Origin of the sequence: Citrobacter sp. Cpo100 (assembly GCF_030332595.1) — a bacterium.
Lineage (GTDB): Bacteria > Pseudomonadota > Gammaproteobacteria > Enterobacterales > Enterobacteriaceae > Citrobacter > Citrobacter portucalensis.
The window spans coordinates 1-18164 of record NZ_JAOWHM010000027.1 but is presented as its reverse complement, the minus strand read 5'-3'; the positions used below and the strand labels follow the sequence as shown (position 1 = coordinate 18164).

The 18164-nt window shown below is 49.9% G+C and carries 36 protein-coding genes; 2 read left to right on the top strand and 34 right to left on the bottom strand.

Annotated features, from left to right (window positions below):
• Positions 1-95: 95 nt before the first annotated feature.
• On the top strand, positions 96-509 hold the full coding sequence (mscL, locus tag OGX96_RS05270) for a large-conductance mechanosensitive channel protein MscL (RefSeq protein ID WP_003031152.1): 414 nt from the start codon (positions 96-98) through the stop codon (positions 507-509).
• On the opposite strand, the gene arfA is transcribed toward mscL, so the two are convergent.
• The 31 genes from arfA to rpsJ form a co-directional block, all read right to left on the bottom strand.
• Positions 506-724, bottom strand: a complete 219-nt coding sequence (arfA, locus tag OGX96_RS05265) for an alternative ribosome-rescue factor ArfA (RefSeq protein ID WP_003828276.1) — start codon at positions 722-724, stop codon at positions 506-508. The two genes, mscL and arfA, sit on opposite strands and share 4 nt — an antisense overlap.
• Positions 725-781: 57 nt before the next feature.
• Complete coding sequence (gene zntR, locus OGX96_RS05260) at positions 782-1207, bottom strand: Zn(2+)-responsive transcriptional regulator (protein WP_198803192.1); 426 nt, start codon at positions 1205-1207, stop codon at positions 782-784.
• A gap of 10 nt (positions 1208-1217) precedes the next feature.
• A complete protein-coding gene (locus OGX96_RS05255) occupies positions 1218-1586 on the bottom strand; it encodes a DnaJ family domain-containing protein (RefSeq protein WP_048236924.1) in 369 nt (122 codons plus the stop codon).
• 107 nt (positions 1587-1693) lie between these two features.
• Positions 1694-2077, bottom strand: a complete 384-nt coding sequence (gene rplQ / locus OGX96_RS05250) for a 50S ribosomal protein L17 (RefSeq protein ID WP_001216370.1) — start codon at positions 2075-2077, stop codon at positions 1694-1696.
• Between the two features lie 40 nt (positions 2078-2117).
• Positions 2118-3107, bottom strand: coding sequence for a DNA-directed RNA polymerase subunit alpha (locus OGX96_RS05245; RefSeq protein ID WP_003031139.1), 990 nt, complete (start codon positions 3105-3107; stop codon positions 2118-2120).
• A 25-nt stretch (positions 3108-3132) separates the two neighbouring features.
• Positions 3133-3753 carry a 30S ribosomal protein S4 gene (gene rpsD / locus OGX96_RS05240; RefSeq protein WP_003031138.1) on the bottom strand — a complete coding sequence of 207 codons (621 nt, stop codon included), beginning with the start codon at positions 3751-3753 and terminating at the stop codon, positions 3133-3135.
• A 33-nt stretch (positions 3754-3786) separates the two neighbouring features.
• On the bottom strand, positions 3787-4176 hold the full coding sequence (gene rpsK / locus OGX96_RS05235) for a 30S ribosomal protein S11 (protein WP_003031137.1): 390 nt from the start codon (positions 4174-4176) through the stop codon (positions 3787-3789).
• A gap of 16 nt (positions 4177-4192) precedes the next feature.
• Positions 4193-4549 (bottom strand): 30S ribosomal protein S13, encoded by a 357-nt coding sequence (gene rpsM, locus OGX96_RS05230; protein WP_003031135.1) that lies wholly within the window; start codon positions 4547-4549, stop codon positions 4193-4195.
• 146 nt (positions 4550-4695) lie between these two features.
• Complete coding sequence (gene rpmJ / locus OGX96_RS05225) at positions 4696-4812, bottom strand: 50S ribosomal protein L36 (RefSeq protein WP_000868187.1); 117 nt, start codon at positions 4810-4812, stop codon at positions 4696-4698.
• A gap of 30 nt (positions 4813-4842) precedes the next feature.
• The gene (gene secY, locus OGX96_RS05220) at positions 4843-6174 is read right to left on the bottom strand and encodes a preprotein translocase subunit SecY (RefSeq protein WP_001118864.1); all 1332 of its coding nucleotides are present in this window, start codon (positions 6172-6174) and stop codon (positions 4843-4845) included.
• A 7-nt stretch (positions 6175-6181) separates the two neighbouring features.
• Positions 6182-6616, bottom strand: a complete 435-nt coding sequence (rplO, locus tag OGX96_RS05215) for a 50S ribosomal protein L15 (RefSeq protein ID WP_003031132.1) — start codon at positions 6614-6616, stop codon at positions 6182-6184.
• A 3-nt stretch (positions 6617-6619) separates the two neighbouring features.
• Entirely contained in the window at positions 6620-6799 is a 180-nt protein-coding gene (rpmD, locus tag OGX96_RS05210; RefSeq protein ID WP_001140434.1) for a 50S ribosomal protein L30, read from the bottom strand.
• Positions 6800-6802: 3 nt separating this feature from the next.
• Positions 6803-7306: a 30S ribosomal protein S5 gene (gene rpsE, locus OGX96_RS05205; RefSeq protein WP_003031131.1), complete on the bottom strand. Its 504-nt coding sequence runs from the start codon at positions 7304-7306 to the stop codon at positions 6803-6805.
• A 14-nt stretch (positions 7307-7320) separates the two neighbouring features.
• The gene (gene rplR, locus OGX96_RS05200; RefSeq protein WP_000358960.1) at positions 7321-7674 is read right to left on the bottom strand and encodes a 50S ribosomal protein L18; all 354 of its coding nucleotides are present in this window, start codon (positions 7672-7674) and stop codon (positions 7321-7323) included.
• A 9-nt stretch (positions 7675-7683) separates the two neighbouring features.
• Entirely contained in the window at positions 7684-8217 is a 534-nt protein-coding gene (gene rplF, locus OGX96_RS05195) for a 50S ribosomal protein L6 (RefSeq protein ID WP_003031129.1), read from the bottom strand.
• Positions 8218-8229: 12 nt separating this feature from the next.
• On the bottom strand, positions 8230-8622 hold the full coding sequence (gene rpsH / locus OGX96_RS05190) for a 30S ribosomal protein S8 (protein ID WP_003031127.1): 393 nt from the start codon (positions 8620-8622) through the stop codon (positions 8230-8232).
• A 30-nt stretch (positions 8623-8652) separates the two neighbouring features.
• Entirely contained in the window at positions 8653-8958 is a 306-nt protein-coding gene (gene rpsN, locus OGX96_RS05185; protein WP_003031125.1) for a 30S ribosomal protein S14, read from the bottom strand.
• A 14-nt stretch (positions 8959-8972) separates the two neighbouring features.
• Positions 8973-9512 (bottom strand): 50S ribosomal protein L5, encoded by a 540-nt coding sequence (gene rplE / locus OGX96_RS05180; protein ID WP_003031123.1) that lies wholly within the window; start codon positions 9510-9512, stop codon positions 8973-8975.
• 14 nt (positions 9513-9526) lie between these two features.
• Complete coding sequence (gene rplX / locus OGX96_RS05175; RefSeq protein ID WP_003031122.1) at positions 9527-9841, bottom strand: 50S ribosomal protein L24; 315 nt, start codon at positions 9839-9841, stop codon at positions 9527-9529.
• A 10-nt stretch (positions 9842-9851) separates the two neighbouring features.
• Positions 9852-10223, bottom strand: coding sequence for a 50S ribosomal protein L14 (gene rplN, locus OGX96_RS05170; protein ID WP_000613954.1), 372 nt, complete (start codon positions 10221-10223; stop codon positions 9852-9854).
• 163 nt (positions 10224-10386) lie between these two features.
• Positions 10387-10641 carry a 30S ribosomal protein S17 gene (gene rpsQ / locus OGX96_RS05165; protein WP_003031120.1) on the bottom strand — a complete coding sequence of 85 codons (255 nt, stop codon included), beginning with the start codon at positions 10639-10641 and terminating at the stop codon, positions 10387-10389.
• A complete protein-coding gene (gene rpmC, locus OGX96_RS05160) occupies positions 10641-10832 on the bottom strand; it encodes a 50S ribosomal protein L29 (RefSeq protein ID WP_000644742.1) in 192 nt (63 codons plus the stop codon). Before rpmC ends, rpsQ begins: the two co-directional genes overlap by 1 nt.
• On the bottom strand, positions 10832-11242 hold the full coding sequence (gene rplP / locus OGX96_RS05155) for a 50S ribosomal protein L16 (protein ID WP_000941208.1): 411 nt from the start codon (positions 11240-11242) through the stop codon (positions 10832-10834). The genes rpmC and rplP overlap by 1 nt, the downstream gene beginning before the upstream one ends.
• A 12-nt stretch (positions 11243-11254) precedes the next feature.
• Positions 11255-11956, bottom strand: coding sequence for a 30S ribosomal protein S3 (rpsC, locus tag OGX96_RS05150; RefSeq protein WP_000529945.1), 702 nt, complete (start codon positions 11954-11956; stop codon positions 11255-11257).
• Positions 11957-11973: 17 nt separating this feature from the next.
• Positions 11974-12306, bottom strand: a complete 333-nt coding sequence (gene rplV, locus OGX96_RS05145; RefSeq protein ID WP_000448832.1) for a 50S ribosomal protein L22 — start codon at positions 12304-12306, stop codon at positions 11974-11976.
• 14 nt (positions 12307-12320) lie between these two features.
• Complete coding sequence (gene rpsS, locus OGX96_RS05140; RefSeq protein WP_001138115.1) at positions 12321-12599, bottom strand: 30S ribosomal protein S19; 279 nt, start codon at positions 12597-12599, stop codon at positions 12321-12323.
• Between the two features lie 16 nt (positions 12600-12615).
• A complete protein-coding gene (gene rplB, locus OGX96_RS05135) occupies positions 12616-13437 on the bottom strand; it encodes a 50S ribosomal protein L2 (protein WP_000301869.1) in 822 nt (273 codons plus the stop codon).
• 17 nt (positions 13438-13454) lie between these two features.
• Positions 13455-13757, bottom strand: a complete 303-nt coding sequence (rplW, locus tag OGX96_RS05130; protein WP_000617546.1) for a 50S ribosomal protein L23 — start codon at positions 13755-13757, stop codon at positions 13455-13457.
• Positions 13754-14359 (bottom strand): 50S ribosomal protein L4, encoded by a 606-nt coding sequence (gene rplD / locus OGX96_RS05125; protein WP_003031119.1) that lies wholly within the window; start codon positions 14357-14359, stop codon positions 13754-13756. The genes rplW and rplD overlap by 4 nt, the downstream gene beginning before the upstream one ends.
• A gap of 10 nt (positions 14360-14369) precedes the next feature.
• Positions 14370-14999, bottom strand: a complete 630-nt coding sequence (gene rplC, locus OGX96_RS05120) for a 50S ribosomal protein L3 (protein ID WP_003031117.1) — start codon at positions 14997-14999, stop codon at positions 14370-14372.
• Between the two features lie 32 nt (positions 15000-15031).
• A complete protein-coding gene (gene rpsJ / locus OGX96_RS05115; RefSeq protein WP_001181005.1) occupies positions 15032-15343 on the bottom strand; it encodes a 30S ribosomal protein S10 in 312 nt (103 codons plus the stop codon).
• A gap of 379 nt (positions 15344-15722) precedes the next feature.
• Between rpsJ and OGX96_RS05110 the strand changes: the two genes are divergently transcribed.
• The gene (locus OGX96_RS05110; protein WP_057067314.1) at positions 15723-16190 is read left to right on the top strand and encodes a prepilin peptidase; all 468 of its coding nucleotides are present in this window, start codon (positions 15723-15725) and stop codon (positions 16188-16190) included.
• Here OGX96_RS05110 and bfr read toward each other — a convergent pair.
• The 3 genes from bfr to tuf all read right to left on the bottom strand — a co-directional run.
• Positions 16187-16663: a bacterioferritin gene (gene bfr, locus OGX96_RS05105; RefSeq protein WP_003827773.1), complete on the bottom strand. Its 477-nt coding sequence runs from the start codon at positions 16661-16663 to the stop codon at positions 16187-16189. The genes OGX96_RS05110 and bfr overlap by 4 nt on opposite strands.
• Positions 16664-16734: 71 nt before the next feature.
• Complete coding sequence (gene bfd, locus OGX96_RS05100) at positions 16735-16929, bottom strand: bacterioferritin-associated ferredoxin (protein ID WP_003031111.1); 195 nt, start codon at positions 16927-16929, stop codon at positions 16735-16737.
• Positions 16930-17114: 185 nt separating this feature from the next.
• Positions 17115-18164: elongation factor Tu (tuf, locus tag OGX96_RS05095; protein WP_063942044.1), on the bottom strand; the 1050-nt coding region annotated here is incomplete at its 5' end.

Below are 18164 nucleotides of genomic sequence, written 5' to 3'. Positions count from 1 at the left end.
CATGGTCTAATAAATTTTCCTTTCGGCAATACATAAATGGAAATTGCCTAAACATTTGTTAAACTTATAAACGTCAGCTGCATAGGGAGAATAAAATGAGCATTATTAAAGAGTTTCGCGAATTCGCGATGCGCGGGAATGTTGTCGATTTGGCAGTGGGTGTCATTATTGGTGCGGCATTCGGTAAGATTGTTTCATCACTGGTTGCCGATATCATTATGCCGCCGCTGGGGCTGTTAATTGGTGGAATTGATTTTAAACAGTTTGCTTTAACGCTACGTGATGCACAGGGAGACATCCCTGCCGTGGTCATGCATTACGGTGTATTTATTCAGAATGTATTCGATTTCATTATTGTTGCGTTTGCTATCTTTATGGCAATCAAACTGATCAACAAACTGAACCGTAAAAAAGCGGAAGAGCCGGCAGCACCGCCAGCTCCATCGAAAGAAGAAGTATTGCTAAGTGAAATTCGTGACCTGCTGAAAGAACAGAATAACCGCTCTTAAGCACTCACTGAAACAAGAAGGCCAGTGGTAAAAAAGTTAATTACTTTCTTGCCACTGGCCTCCCAGTTACCCCGATTGCCATGTTTGCCTTTTCGCAGATAACTTCCTTTCCCTTTCTTATTTTTCTCAACGCGCTGTCTGAACAGTGGGTCATGCAGAAGCGCCTCAATGGCGTTGTCCTTTATCTGCCCTTTGGTGTGCTGATAACGACTCATAATATCTCCAGTTTGTAGTAATTTACGCCGCGAGTGTAGACCTGGCAGTTCAAGAAATCAACAGCCTGATGCTGTTCCACTGGCGCCTTGCTCAAGAGCTTCAAGAATAGAGCAGTACACGCTGCTGTGTGCCTTGCCGCAGCATGCATCATTCAATCGTTGCAGAGACCGCTGCATCGTCTGAAGTTCAGCAATGCGGGCTTCGACTTCTTGCAGTCTTTCCTGGACGATCCCTTTTGATTCCTGACAGGTATGGTGTTCGGGATCAACCCGGATCGAAAGCAATTCACGGATCGACTCCAGAGTGAAACCAAGCTGCCGGGCATAACGAATAAACTTCAAGCGCTGAAGATCGCTTTCTGTATAGAGGCGAAATCCGCCTTCAGTACGCACTTCATGCTCCATCATCTGCTGCTTTTCATAGTAGCGGATAGTATCCGGCGTCACGTCAGCCAGTTTCGCTATTTCACCAATTCGGTACATGCTCTCTCCGCTATTCATCGTTGATCTTTTTTAGCAGCTTATCTGCGTAGTCACCGCGCAAAAACTCGGTGCTGAGTCCAGCCTGCCGAAGTTTAAGTTCCAATAGCGACAATCTTCGGCTCATCTCCGGATAACTGGGATCATCTTTGCGGATCCCCGCGAGTATTTCAAGCAGCTGTATTGCCTCTCTGCGTTGCTCGAGCTCAGGAGGAAGGCAACCTGCATTTTTTAATAAACGGTATCCAGCTCGGAGTTCAGGCGGGACATGGGAGTCATCGTCAAGAGTCAGCGGTTCGCCCGTTCCCGGTAAATCATCAAACTCGCCTTTAGACTGTGCATCAATAATATGGCGCTCTGCCCACTGGTCAAGTAACCACATACAACACTCCAGGGGATGAACAAAAAGAGTACAGATATTGTAGATAAGTGGGGATATGACGGATATAAAAAAACCCGCCGAGGCGGGTTTTTTTACGTTACTACAGATTACTCTGCAGCAGCTTCTGTTTTCTCTGAACGATCAACCAGCTCGATGTATGCCATCGGCGCGTTGTCGCCTGCACGGAAACCACACTTCAGAATGCGAGTGTAACCACCGGCGCGGCTCGCAAAACGCGGGCCCAGTTCGTTAAACAGTTTTGCCACGATCTCGTTATCACGAGTACGGGCGAATGCCAGACGACGATTAGCTACGCTATCAGTCTTGGCAAGAGTAATCAGCGGCTCAACTACGCGACGCAGCTCTTTCGCTTTCGGCAGAGTCGTCTTGATGATTTCATGACGAACCAGTGAACCTGCCATATTGCGGAACATAGCCTGGCGATGGCTGCTGTTGCGGTTCAGTTGACGACCACTCTTACGATGGCGCATGACCTTATCCTTCTCAGTAAAACCTTAACCTGTGATCCGGTTACTCGTCAGCGATGCTTGCCGGTGGCCAGTTTTCCAGGCGCATGCCCAGAGACAGTCCACGGGAAGCCAGCACGTCTTTAATCTCGGTAAGAGATTTTTTACCAAGGTTAGGCGTCTTAAGAAGCTCAACCTCAGTACGCTGTACCAGATCACCGATATAGTGGATAGCTTCTGCTTTGAGGCAGTTAGCAGAGCGGACAGTCAATTCCAGATCGTCAACAGGGCGCAGCAGGATCGGATCGAATTCTGGTTTCTCTTCTTTAACTTCCGGCTGACGTACATCACGTAAATCAACGAAAGCTTCCAGTTGTTCAGCCAGAATGGTTGCCGCACGACGAATCGCCTCTTCAGGATCGATTGTGCCGTTGGTTTCCATTTCGATGACCAGCTTGTCCAGGTCGGTACGCTGTTCTACACGCGCTGCTTCAACATTGTAGGCAATACGCTCTACAGGGCTGTAGCATGCGTCGACCAGCAGACGGCCGATTGGGCGCTCATCTTCTTCCGAATGAATTCGGGTAGAAGCCGGCACATAACCACGACCGCGCTGAACTTTGATACGCATGCTAATAGATGCATTCTCATCGGTCAGGTGGCAGATCACGTGCTGTGGCTTGACGATTTCGACATCACCATCATGGGTAATGTCGGCTGCAGTCACAGGGCCAATGCCAGATTTATTCAAGGTAAGAATAACGTCATCTTTACCCTGAACTCTCACCGCCAGCCCTTTCAGGTTGAGCAGGATTTCCAGGATATCTTCCTGAACGCCTTCTTTGGTGCTGTACTCATGTAGTACACCATCAATCTCAACCTCGGTCACCGCGCAACCCGGCATCGATGAGAGCAGAATACGGCGCAGTGCGTTACCCAAAGTATGGCCAAAGCCACGCTCTAAAGGCTCAAGGGTCACCTTGGCGTGCGTCGAACTCACTTGCTCGATATCTACCAGGCGCGGTTTTAGAAACTCTGTCACAGAACCCTGCATTGTGTCCTCTCTTTGGTACTAAGCTTTACTTGGAGTAAAGCTCGACGATCAGGTGTTCGTTAATGTCCGCAGACAGATCAGAACGCTCCGGCTTACGCTTGAACGTACCTTCCATCTTGCCAGCATCAACTTCCAGCCAGGTTGGCTTTTCACGCTGCTCAGCCAGCTCCAGAGCGGCTTTCACGCGAGACTGCTTCTTCGCTTTCTCACGAATGCTAACAACGTCATTCGGACTAACCTGATAAGAAGCGATGTTAACAACACGACCGTTTACCATAATTGCTTTATGGCTGACCAGCTGACGTGCTTCTGCACGAGTGGCACCGAAGCCCATACGGTATACAACGTTGTCCAGACGACCTTCCAGCAGACCCAACAGGTTTTCACCGGTGTTGCCTTTCAGACGCGCTGCTTCTTTGTAGTAGTTACGGAACTGACGCTCCAGCACACCGTAGATACGGCGAACTTTTTGCTTTTCACGCAACTGCACACCATAGTCAGACAGACGCGGTTTACGCGCACCGTGCTGGCCAGGAGCTTGTTCAATTTTACACTTGGTATCGATCGCGCGAACGCCAGACTTAAGGAATAAGTCAGTGCCCTCACGACGGCTCAGCTTGAGCTTAGGACCCAAATATCTTGCCATTTTCTTTCTCCAACAATCCTAGAAACGACAGCGTTATACGCGACGTTTTTTCGGCGGACGACAACCGTTATGAGGGATCGGAGTCACATCAGTAATATTAGTGATGCGGAAACCAGCGGCGTTCAGAGCACGAACAGTAGATTCGCGACCTGGACCCGGTCCTTTGACCATAACTTCCAGATTCTTGATACCGTATTCTTTTACGGCTTCAGCGCAACGCTCTGCTGCAACCTGAGCTGCAAACGGAGTGGATTTGCGAGAACCACGGAAACCGGAACCACCGGCTGTTGCCCAACCCAGTGCGTTACCCTGACGATCAGTAATGGTAACGATGGTGTTGTTAAAAGAAGCATGGATATGAGCCACGCCGTCAGAGACTTGTTTTCTTACACGTTTACGTGCACGAATTGGTGCCTTTGCCATTATTCAATCACCCCGATTATTTCTTGATCGGTTTGCGCGGACCCTTACGGGTACGTGCGTTGGTCTTGGTACGCTGACCGCGAACCGGGAGACCACGACGATGACGCAAACCGCGATAGCAACCAAGGTCCATAAGGCGCTTGATGCTCATGCTAACTTCACGGCGCAGATCACCTTCAACGACAAATTTGGCAACTTCGTCACGCAGCGTGTCGATTTGTTCTTCAGACAGCTCACTGATCTTAACATCTTCAGCGATACCCGCTGCAGCCAGAATGGCTTTAGAACGGGTCTTGCCGACGCCGTAGATCGAAGTTAATGCGATCACAGCATGTTTCTGATCAGGAATGTTAATGCCTGCTATACGGGCCACTATGCACTCCTACTATTTAATATGTACGCACCATGCTGAAAAGCCCGTTTTCAGGATACTCAAATGGAAACGCACAGACATACAAAAGATTGGCTGGCTAATCTAGCCAGCTCAACCCAACTTTGCAAGAAAAATATGCGAATAAATCAGCCTTGGCGCTGTTTATGCTTCGGCTCGGCACTGCAAATCACACGGATGACACCATCACGCTTAACGATTTTGCAGTTACGGCATAATTTCTTGACGGAAGCACGAACTTTCATTTTTACTCTCCGTAACTTCTCGGGCGACTGTTAACGGCCGTAGCCTTTCAGATTCGCCTTCTTCAATGCAGACTCGTACTGACTTGACATCATCAGAGTTTGCACTTGAGCCATAAAGTCCATAATCACGACAACAACGATAAGCAGTGAGGTCCCACCGAAGTAGAACGGTACTTTCATTGCATCACGCATGAACTCCGGGATCAGGCAGATAAAGGTAATGTAGAGCGCACCAACCAAAGTCAGGCGGGTCATTACTTTATCGATATACTTCGCCGTTTGCTCTCCCGGACGAATTCCTGGTACAAATGCACCGGACTTCTTCAGGTTATCTGCTGTTTCACGCGGGTTGAAAACCAACGCCGTGTAGAAGAAACAGAAGAATATGATTGCAGACGCATAGAGTAACACATAAAGCGGTTGCCCAGGCTGCAAATACAGCGAAATTGTTGTCAGCCAGTTCCAACCAGTCCCGCCCCCGAACCATGACGCGATGGTCGCCGGGAACAGAATAATACTGGAAGCGAAGATTGCCGGGATTACCCCCGCCATATTCACTTTCAGCGGTAAATGTGTGCTCTGTGCAGCATAGACACGACGACCTTGCTGACGTTTCGCGTAGTTTACCACAATACGGCGTTGACCACGCTCAACAAATACAACAAAGAACGTCACTGCGAATACTAATACTGCAACCAACAGCAACACGAGGAAGTGCAGGTCGCCTTGACGCGCTTGCTCGATAGTATGGGCAATGGCTGGCGGGAGTCCCGCGACAATACCGGCGAAGATAATGATTGAGATACCGTTGCCGATACCACGTTCAGTAATCTGTTCGCCCAACCACATCAGGAACATCGTCCCTGTAACCAGACTTACAACAGCGGTGAAATAGAATGCAAAGCCTGGGTTCATCACCAGGCCCTGCATACCAGGCATATTCGGCAGACCGGTAGCAATACCGATCGACTGGAATATTGCCAGCACCAGAGTACCGTAGCGGGTGTACTGGCTGATCTTACGACGACCAGACTCCCCTTCTTTCTTAATTTCTGCCAGCGTTGGATGAACCACCGTCAGCAGCTGGATAATGATCGACGCCGAAATATACGGCATGATCCCCAGAGCAAAGATAGAAGCACGGCTGAGAGCACCACCAGAGAACATGTTAAACATTTCAATGATGGTGCCTCGCTGTTGCTCAAGCAGTTTGGCAAGTACAGCGGCATCAATACCAGGGATCGGAATGAAAGAGCCAATACGGAACACAATCAGCGCGCCGATTACAAACAGCAGTCTGCGTTTCAGCTCGCCTAAGCCACCTTTGGCACTTTGAAAATCTAATCCCGGTTGTTTAGCCATCTGCTACTTATTCCTCGATTTTACCGCCAGCAGCTTCGATAGCAGCACGAGCGCCTTTAGTAACACGCAGGCCACGAACAGTTACCGGAGTAGTGACTTCACCAGCCAGGATCACTTTCGCGAACTCGATCTGGATACCGATAATGTTAGCTGCTTTCAGCGTGTTCAGGTCTACAACACCGCCTTCAACTTTAGCCAGGTCAGACAGACGAACTTCGGCTGTAATCGCTGCTTTACGTGAAGTGAAGCCGAATTTCGGCAGACGACGGTACAGAGGCATCTGACCACCCTCGAAACCGCGACGTACGCCACCGCCAGAACGAGACTTCTGACCTTTGTGACCACGACCACCGGTTTTACCGAGGCCAGAACCGATACCACGACCCAGGCGGCGAGCCGCTTTTTTAGAGCCTTCGGCCGGAGACAGAGTATTTAAACGCATCTCTTACTCCTCAACTTTAACCATGAAGGAAACCGCGTTGACCATACCACGAACAGCAGGAGTATCCTCGCGCTCTACGGTGTGACCAATACGACGCAGACCCAGGCCAAGCAGCGTTGCCTTGTGTTTCGGCAGACGACCGATTGCACTGCGGGTTTGAGTAATTTTAATAGTCTTTGCCATGGTTTATTTCCCCAGAATTTCTTCAACGGATTTACCACGCTTGGCAGCGACCATTTCCGGAGATTTCATATTTTCCAGGCCATCGATAGTTGCACGCACCACGTTAATCGGGTTAGTGGAACCATACGCTTTAGCCAGAACGTTACGAACTCCAGCGACTTCCAGAACGGCGCGCATTGCACCACCGGCGATGATACCGGTACCTTCGGAAGCCGGCTGCATGAATACACGAGAACCCGTGTGAGTACCCTTAACCGGGTGCTGCAGGGTGCCGTGGTTCAGCGCGACGTTAATCATATTGCGACGGGCTTTTTCCATCGCTTTCTGGATCGCTGCTGGAACTTCACGCGCTTTACCGTAACCAAAACCAACGCGACCGTTACCATCACCAACTACAGTCAGAGCTGTGAAGGAGAAAATACGACCACCTTTAACGGTTTTAGATACGCGGTTAACCGCGATCAGCTTTTCCTGCAGTTCGCCAGCTTGTTTTTCGATGTGAGCCATCTTACACCTCTACCTTAGAACTGAAGGCCAGCTTCACGGGCAGCATCTGCCAGTGCCTGGACACGACCATGATATTGGAACCCGGAACGGTCAAAAGAAACATCTTTGATGCCTTTTTCCAGAGCGCGTTCAGCAACAGCTTTACCTACAGCTGCAGCAGCGTCTTTGTTACCGGTGTACTTCAATTGTTCAGCGATAGCTTTTTCTACAGTAGAAGCAGCTACCAGAACTTCAGAACCGTTCGGTGCAATTACCTGTGCGTAAATATGACGCGGGGTACGATGTACCACCAGGCGAGTTGCACCCAGCTCCTGGAGCTTGCGGCGTGCGCGGGTCGCACGACGGATACGAGCAGATTTCTTATCCATAGTGTTACCTTACTTCTTCTTAGCCTCTTTGGTACGCACGACTTCGTCGGCGTAACGAACACCCTTGCCTTTATAAGGCTCAGGACGACGGTAGGCGCGCAGATCTGCTGCAACCTGACCGATCAGCTGTTTATCAGCGCCTTTCAGCACGATTTCAGTCTGAGACGGACATTCTGCAGTGATTCCCGCAGGCAGCTGATGGTCAACTGGGTGAGAGAAACCTAAAGCCAGGTTTACTACATTCCCTTTAACCGCTGCACGATAACCTACACCAACCAGCTGAAGCTTCTTAGTGAAGCCTTCGGTAACACCGACAACCATTGCATTCAGCAGGGCACGCGCGGTACCAGCCTGAGCCCATCCATCTGCGTAACCATCACGCGGACCGAAGGTCAGTGCATTATCTGCATGATTTACTGCAACAGCATCGTTGAGAGTACGAGTCAGCTCGCCGTTTTTACCTTTGATCGTAATAACCTGACCGTTGATTTTTACATCAACGCCGGCAGGAATAACGACCGGTGCTTTAGCAACACGAGACATTTTTTCCTCCGATTAGGCTACGTAGCAGATAATTTCGCCACCAAGACCAGCCTGGCGCGCTGCACGATCAGTCATAACACCTTTAGAGGTAGAAACAACTGCGATACCCATGCCAGCCATAACTTTCGGCAGCTCGTCTTTACGCTTATAAATGCGCAGACCTGGGCGACTGACACGCTGAATGCTTTCTACAACAGCTTTACCCTGGAAATACTTGAGAGTAAGTTCCAGTTCCGGCTTGGTGTCGCCTTCAACTTTAAAATCTTCAATAAAACCTTCTTCCTTCAGCACGTTGGCAATTGCCACTTTCAGCTTGGAGGAAGGCATGGTGACCGCAGCTTTATTCGCGGCCTGACCGTTACGGATACGGGTCAGCATATCCGCGATCGGATCTTGCATGCTCATCTGTCTTTACTCCCGTGATTCAATTGGTAATTACCAGCTAGCCTTTTTCAAGCCTGGTACTTCACCGCGCATGGCGGCTTCACGCAGTTTGATACGGCTCAACCCGAACTTGCCCACATAGCCATGCGGACGACCTGTTTGACGGCAGCGGTTACGCTGACGGGACGGGCTGGAATCACGCGGCAGAGACTGCAGCTTGAGAACTGCGTTCCAACGATCTTCGTCGGTCGCGTTCACATCAGAGATAATAGCTTTCAGTTCAGCGCGTTTTGCGAAGTACTTATCAGCTAAAGCTACGCGCTTTACTTCGCGTGCTTTCATTGATTGCTTAGCCATTCAGTAACCCTACCTTACTTGCGGAACGGGAAGTCAAAGGCAGCCAGCAGAGCACGGCCTTCTTCATCAGATTTCGCAGTAGTGGTAATGGTAATATCCAAACCACGCACGCGGTCGACTTTATCGTAGTCGATTTCTGGGAAGATGATCTGCTCACGGACACCCATGCTGTAGTTACCACGACCGTCGAAAGACTTAGCGGACAAGCCACGGAAGTCACGGATACGTGGAACAGCAATAGTGATCAGGCGCTCAAAGAACTCCCACATGCGTTCGCCACGCAGAGTTACTTTACAGCCGATCGGATAGCCCTGACGGATTTTGAAGCCTGCAACTGATTTGCGTGCTTTGGTGATCAGCGGTTTTTGACCGGAGATTGCTGTCAGGTCAGCTGCTGCGTTATCCAGCAGTTTCTTGTCAGCGATCGCTTCACCAACACCCATGTTCAGGGTGATCTTCTCGACCCGAGGGACTTGCATGACAGAATTGTAGTTAAACTCAGTCATGAGTTTAGCGACTACTTCGTCTTTGTAGTAATCATGCAGTTTCGCCATCGTACTACTCCAAATTACTTGATAGTTTCGCTGTTAGATTTGAAGAAACGGACTTTTTTGCCGTCTTCGAATCTAAAGCCTACACGGTCAGCCTTGCCGGTTGCCGCGTTGAAGATAGCAAGGTTAGAGATCTGAATAGCTGCTTCTTTCTCTACGATGCCGCCTGGTTGGTTCAGGGCCGGAACCGGCTTCTGATGTTTCTTAACCAGGTTGATACCTTCAACAATGACCTTGCCGGAAGACAGGACATTCTTAACTTTACCGCGTTTACCTTTATCTTTACCGGTTAACACGATAACTTCGTCATCACGACGGATCTTCGCTGCCATGATTCGCTCCTTAGAGTACTTCTGGTGCCAGAGAGATAATTTTCATGAACTTCTCGTTACGAAGTTCACGAGTTACCGGCCCAAAAATACGCGTACCGATAGGTTGCTCGCTGTTATTGTTTAAAATAACGCATGCATTACCATCGAAGCGAATGACAGAACCGTCCGGGCGACGAACACCCTTCTTGGTGCGCACCACTACCGCCTTCAGCACATCACCTTTTTTGACCTTACCACGCGGAATTGCTTCCTTGATGGTGATCTTGATGATATCGCCGACGCCTGCGTAGCGACGGTGCGAGCCACCCAGAACCTTGATACACATTACGCGACGTGCACCGGAGTTGTCGGCGACGTTCAGCATAGTCTGTTCTTGGATCATTTTAGTGCTCCGCTAATGTCAACTACTACTGAGACCCGAAAATCAGGTCGTTAAAAAAGCCCCATATCGGGGGCGCGGCATTATAACACCGCTTCAACGATATGGGTAGAAAAAATAAACGGCTCATCGCTGAGCCGTTTATTCGTTGAGAATGCCTACTGTATTACAGAACGGCTTTCTCTACAACGCGAACCAGCGTCCAGGACTTAGTCTTGGACAGCGGACGGCATTCGCGGATTTCAACCACGTCACCAGTACCGCATTCGTTGTTCTCGTCATGTACGTGCAGTTTGGTCGTACGCTTAATGAATTTACCGTAGATCGGGTGTTTCACAAAACGTTCGATAGCAACAACGATGGATTTCTCCATTTTATCGCTAACAACGCGACCTTGCAGAGTACGGATTTTATCGGTCATTACGCACCCGCCTTCTCAGTCAGTAAAGTCTTAACGCGTGCGACGTCACGACGCACTTGCTTCAACAGGTGAGACTGTTGCAGCTGGCCACTTGCAGCCTGCATACGCAGGTTGAACTGCTCACGCAGCAGATTCAGCAGCTCGGTGTTCAGCTCTTCAACACTCTTCTCACGCAGCTCTTTTGCTTTCATTACATCACCGTCTTAGTTACAAAGGTGGTTTTAATCGGCAGTTTCGCTGCTGCCAGCTTGAATGCTTCACGGGCCAGCTCTTCCGGTACGCCGTCCATTTCATACAGGACTTTACCCGGCTGAATCAAGGCAACCCAATACTCCACGTTACCTTTACCTTTACCCATACGCACTGCCAGCGGCTTTTCAGTGATCGGTTTGTCCGGGAATACACGGATCCAGATCTTACCTTGACGCTTAACTGCACGGGTCATAGCACGACGTGCTGCTTCGATCTGACGGGCAGTCAGACGACCACGGCCAACAGCTTTCAGACCGAAGCTGCCGAAGCTAACATCCGCGCCAGCAGCCAGACCGCGGTTACGGCCTTTGTGCATTTTACGGAATTTTGTACGCTTTGGTTGTAACATCAGCGACGCTCCTTATTTACGGCCTTTACGCTGCTGCTTTTTAGGTTGCGCAGCCGGTTTTTCCGGTTGTTCAACAGCAGCCATACCACCCAGGATCTCGCCTTTGAAGATCCACACTTTAACGCCGATTACACCGTAAGTGGTGTGCGCTTCAGAGGTGTTGTAGTCGATGTCAGCACGCAGAGTGTGCAGAGGTACGCGACCTTCGCGGTACCATTCGGTACGTGCGATTTCCGCGCCGCCCAGACGGCCGCTAACTTCAACTTTGATACCTTTAGCGCCCAGACGCATTGCGTTCTGTACAGCACGCTTCATAGCACGACGGAACATAACACGACGTTCCAGCTGAGAAGTTATGCTGTCAGCAACCAATTTTGCGTCCAGTTCAGGCTTACGCACTTCGGCGATATTGATCTGAGCAGGAACGCCAGCAATATCCGCTACGACTTTGCGCAGTTTTTCTACGTCTTCGCCTTTCTTACCGATAACGATACCCGGGCGAGCGGTGTGAATGGTCACACGGATGCTCTTAGCCGGACGCTCGATAACGATACGAGATACAGACGCTTTCGCCAGTTCCTTAGTCAGGTACTGACGTACTTTAAAATCGCTGTCCAGGTTGTCAGCGAATTCTTTGGTGTTCGCAAACCAGGTTGAGTTCCATGGTTTTACAATACCCAGGCGAATACCATTAGGATGTACTTTCTGACCCATTGCTAGTCTCCAGAGTCTCAGCGATCGGACACAACCACAGTAATGTGGCTGGTGCGCTTCAGGATGCGATCTGCACGACCTTTTGCACGCGGCATAATGCGCTTCATGCTCGGGCCTTCGTCTACGAAAATTTTCGTAACTTTCAGATCGTCAATGTCAGCGCCATCGTTGTGTTCAGCGTTAGCAATGGCAGATTCCAGGACTTTCTTAACCAGTACAGCCGCTTTCTTATTGGTGTAGGTCAGAATATCCAGAGCCTGCGACACTTTCTTACCGCGAATCAGGTCTGCAACAAGGCGAACCTTCTGAGCAGAAGAACGAGCATGGCGATGTTGAGCTAAAGTTTCCATCTCTTCCTCCTACCTTATTTCTTCTTCGCTTTTTTATCAGCAGCGTGGCCGCGATAAGTACGAGTCGGTGCGAATTCACCCAGTTTGTGACCGACCATTTCGTCGGAAACAAATACCGGAACGTGCTGACGACCATTATGGACAGCGATGGTCAAACCGATCATGTTAGGAAAGATCGTTGAACGACGGGACCAAGTGCGCAGGGGCTTCTTGTCTCCGCTTTCCACCGCTTTCTCTACCTTCTTCAGCAAGTGCAGGTCAATAAAAGGACCTTTCTTGAGAGAACGTGGCATGGCTTATCCTCTAAAATTATTTGCTACGGCGACGTACGATGAATTTATCAGTACGCTTGTTGCTGCGGGTCTTCTTACCTTTGGTCTGAACGCCCCACGGAGTTACCGGGTGCTTACCAAAGTTACGACCTTCACCACCACCATGTGGGTGGTCGACTGGGTTCATCGCAGTACCGCGAACGGTAGGACGAACACCACGCCAGCGTGCAGCACCTGCTTTACCCAGAACGCGCAGCATATGCTCAGCATTGCCAACTTCGCCCAGAGTTGCACGGCAGTCTGCTTCGACTTTACGCATTTCACCAGAACGCAGACGCAGGGTGACATAAGCACCATCACGAGCAACGATCTGAACGTAAGTACCAGCGGAACGTGCCAGCTGACCGCCTTTACCTGGTTTCATTTCTACGTTATGAACGGTAGAACCAACCGGGATATTGCGCATCGGCAGGGTGTTACCTGCTTTGATTGCAGCATCAACGCCAGACTGAATCTGGTCGCCAGCTTTCAGGCCTTTAGGGGCCAGGATGTAACGGCGTTCACCGTCTTTGTACAGAACCAGCGCGATGTTCGCGGAGCGGTTCGGATCGTACTCAAGACGTTCAACAACTGCCGGGATACCGTCTTTGTTGCGTTTGAAGTCAACAATACGATAAGCCTGCTTGTGACCACCACCGATGTGACGAGTGGTGATGCGGCCATTGTTGTTACGACCACCGGATTTGCTGTTTTTTTCAACCAGCGGAGCAAAAGGTTTGCCCTTGTGCAGCTCTGGGTTGACCACTTTAACAACGTGGCGACGACCCGGAGATGTCGGTTTACATTTAACAACTGCCATTGTATTACTCCTCCGACTTACTCAGCGCCGCCGACGAAGTCCAGATTCTGGCCTTCCTTCAGGGTGACGTAAGCTTTTTTCCAGTCGCTACGACGACCGATACGCTGTCCGTGACGTTTAACTTTCCCTTTAACTACCAGGGTGTTAACGACTTCGACTTCGACTTCAAACAGTTTCTGCACAGCAGCTTTGATTTCTGCTTTGGTCGCGTCTTTAGCAACTTTGAGAACGATGGTGTTAGTTTTTTCCATCGCAGTAGACGCTTTTTCAGAAACGTGCGGTGCGCGCAGCACTTTCAGCAGACGTTCTTCACGAATCATGCCAGCATCTCCTCAACTTGCTTAACAGCATCAGCAGTCATTACGACTTTGTCGAAGGCGATCAGGCTAACCGGGTCGATACCAGTTGCATCGCGTACGTCAACCTTGTGCAGGTTGCGCGCAGCCAGGAACAGGTTTTCGTCCAGCTCACCGGTGATGATCAGCACATCTTCCAGAGCCATGTCTTTCAGTTTCTGTGCCAGCAGCTTAGTTTTAGGCGCTTCTACAGAGAATGATTCGACAACGATCAGACGATCCTGACGTACCAGTTCGGACAGAATGCTTTTCAGCGCGCCGCGGTACATCTTTTTGTTAACTTTTTGACTGTGGTCCTGTGGACGAGCAGCGAAGGTCACGCCACCTGAACGCCAGATCGGGCTCTTGATAGAACCTGAACGCGCACGGCCGGTACCTTTCTGGCGCCACGGCTTTTTGCCTGAACCAGTTACTTCAGCACGAGTCTTCTGAGCACGAGTACCCTGACGAGCACCAGCTGCATAAGCAACAACAACCTGGTGAACCAGCGCTTCGTTGAAATCACGACCGAAGGTAGTTTCGGAAACAGTCAGCGCGCTCTGCGCGTCTTTCAATACTAATTCCATTGCTATCCCCTTACGCCTTCACAGCTGGTTTAACGATCAGGTCGCAACCGGTCGCACCCGGAACACCACCTTTAACCAGCAGCAGGTTGCGCTCAGCGTCAACACGTACTACGTCCAGGCTCTGAACGGTTACACGTTCGTTGCCCAGCTGACCTGCCATTTTCTTGCCTTTGAACACTTTGCCCGGAGTCTGGTTCTGACCGATAGAACCCGGAACGCGGTGAGACAAGGAGTTACCGTGAGTAGCGTCCTGGGTACGGAAGTTCCAGCGCTTAACGGTACCAGCGAAACCTTTACCTTTAGAGGTACCGGTTACGTCAACTTTTTTAACGTCAGCAAACAGTTCAACGCTAATGTTCTGACCAACGGTGTATTCTTCACCATCTGCCAGACGGAATTCCCACAGGCCGCGGCCAGCTTCTACGCCAGCTTTAGCAAAGTGGCCAGCTTCCGGCTTAGTTACACGGTTAGCTTTTTTAGCACCGGTGGTAACCTGAACAGCGCGATAGCCATCGTTAGCCAGATCTTTAACCTGAGTAACGCGGTTTGCTTCAACTTCGATAACGGTTACTGGGATAGATACGCCATCTTCAGTGAAGATGCGGGTCATACCCACTTTTTTACCGACTAAACCAATCATTGTATCAACCTCTCAATCGCTCGATGACCTGATTAACCCAGGCTGATCTGCACGTCTACACCGGCAGCCAGGTCCAGACGCATCAGAGCATCAACGGTTTTTTCAGTTGGCTCAACGATGTCAACCAGACGCTTGTGAGTACGGATCTCGTACTGATCACGCGCGTCTTTGTTGACGTGCGGGGAGATCAGAACGGTGAAACGCTCTTTGCGGGTCGGCAGCGGGATCGGACCACGAACCTGCGCACCAGTGCGCTTGGCAGTCTCGACGATTTCCGCGGTTGATTGATCGATCAGACGATGATCAAACGCTTTCAAACGGATACGGATTCTTTGGTTCTGCATGAGACCAGAGCTCCAATTATTTTATAGACGAAATAGTTACTCCTCAAACCCATTACGATTGATGGGAGAGTGTAACCGTTCTTACAGAGTTCCCCGATTGGGAACATTGTCTGGTATTGCTTTCGCAGTACCGGTGGCTCATATCGAACCGCTGTCAATATTAGACAAGCCCGCGCATTATACGTAAATCTCAGTCTTAAGCAAGTGCCGCGTAGAAATTAATCACTCGTACACAAATGCGGCGCTCCTTCCACTCTGATTGTATGTCCTGTGGTGCAACGCGTTTTCCGTGGAAGAGAGCATCCATAACCCACATCCCGGGCTTGTAGGGCCGCCGGGTTTACCTGAAGGTAAACTCTTTACCAGATAAGGCTTGCCCATGTACATCGACCTCCCCTTTCTGTTGATTTATGTTTCGCTATCAGGGTTGCTCTTAGTCCATGACCTACGTACCGGGTTACTGCCCGACAAATTTACCTGCCCTCTTTTGTGGGGCGGTCTTATTTATCATCAATGCTGTAGACCTGCACAGTTATCCGACGCGCTTTGGGGTGCTGTAGCGGGCTATGGGGTATTTGCTTTGTTCTACTGGGGGTATCGTTTGATATGCCGACAGGAAGGGTTAGGCTTTGGTGATGTCAAATTTCTTGCCGCGCTAGGCGCATGGCATTGCTGGGAATCATTACCACTTTTGGTTTTACTTGCCGCGGGTATGGCATGTTGCCTCACCGGGATTTCCTGCGTCCGTTACGGGAAACAGGTACTAAAAAACCCGCTGCCATTTGGGCCATATCTGGCGGCTGCGGGTTTTGTTATTGGCCTGGTAAGTATGATACAGGGCGGTTAGTCACTGACTTTAATTTGCGATTGCAGATAATTTTGTAAGCCAAGTTTTGCAATCAGGTCCAGCTCGGTTTCGAGCCAGTCAATATGCCCTTCTTCTTCAGTCAGGATCTCAATCATCATATCCCGGCTGACATAATCATGAACGCTATCGGCATAGGCAATGGCTTCACGTAAGTCTTTAGCACCATCGAGCTCGAGTCGAAGATCGGATTGCAGCATCTCTTCAACGTCTTCGCCAATACCCAACTTGCCAAGATCCTGCAAGTTCGGGATCCCTTCTAAGAATAAAATACGCTCGATATATTTATCAGCGTGTTTCATCTCATCGATAGATTCATGGTACTCAACATCATTGAGGCGAGTCAGTCCCCAGTTTTTAAACATACGAGCATGGAGAAAATACTGGTTGATCGCGACAAGCTCATTTCCCAATAGTTTATTGAGATAATTTATGATTTTAACATCACCTTTCATTTTATAGTCCCTCCGCTTCCACTCTTAGAGCGTAGATGGGGCTACAGGGATGTCAAAAAAAAGAGTGTGACTTAGGCGATCTCTTTAAATTCTGGCATTTGCGTTAATTCATCCTGCATGACTTCGCGGGCAGCACGAATGCACTTACCGCATTGATTTCCAACAGGAATAAATTTACGTAATTGCTGAAAAGACTGAGGATGAAACTGGCGAACAGCCTGACGTATTTTTTTATCACTTATCGCATTACACAAACAAACGTACATGATCGCTCCCGTTCAATTTCTGCGCAAAGTGTAAATGAGAATAGTTATGATTACAATAGCACAACGCGATTTACGCGGCGGGAGAATGAATAAAAAATGCGAATAAATATGACTACGACTAAATTGCAGGTAGCAAAAAGGGCGCCGAAGCGCCCTTTTTAAGCTCAAAGCTAATTAATCAATAATTAGCTCATTACTTTAGCAACAACGCCCGCACCAACAGTACGGCCGCCTTCACGGATTGCGAAACGCAGACCGTCGTCCATCGCGATCGGGTGGATCAGGGTAACAACCATTTTGATGTTGTCGCCCGGCATTACCATCTCTACGCCTTCCGGCAGTTCGATGGTACCAGTCACGTCAGTAGTACGGAAGTAGAACTGCGGACGGTAGCCTTTGAAGAACGGAGTATGACGGCCGCCTTCGTCTTTGGACAGAATGTACACTTCAGATTCGAACTTGGTGTGCGGCTTGATAGAGCCCGGCTTAGCCAGTACCTGACCACGTTCGATTTCTTCACGTTTGATACCACGCAGCAGAACACCAACGTTCTCACCAGCACGGCCTTCGTCCAGCAGTTTGCGGAACATTTCAACGCCAGTACAGGTAGACTTAGCAGTCTCTTTGATACCAACGATTTCAACTTCTTCACCAACTTTGATGATACCGCGTTCTACACGACCGGTAACAACGGTACCACGACCGGAGATGGAGAATACGTCTTCGATAGGCAGCAGGAACGGCTTGTCAATCGCACGCTCTGGTTCTGGGATGTAAGAATCCAGGAAGCCAGCCAGTTCGATGATTTTCGCTTCCCACTCTGCTTCGCCTTCCAGCGCTTTCAGAGCAGAACCACGAACGATCGGAGTGTCGTCGCCCGGGAAATCGTACTGAGACAGAAGTTCACGAACTTCCATTTCTACCAGTTCCAGCAGCTCTTCGTCATCAACCATGTCGCATTTGTTCAGGAACACGATGATGTACGGAACGCCTACCTGACGACCCAGCAGGATGTGCTCACGAGTCTGCGGCATCGGGCCGTCAGTCGCAGCAACAACCAGGATCGCGCCGTCCATCTGCGCAGCACCGGTGATCATGTTTTTAACATAGTCGGCGTGGCCCGGGCAGTCTACGTGTGCGTAGTGGCGAGTCGGGGTGTCATATTCAACGTGAGAAGTGTTGATGGTGATACCACGAGCTTTTTCTTCCGGCGCGTTATCGATCTGGTCGAATGC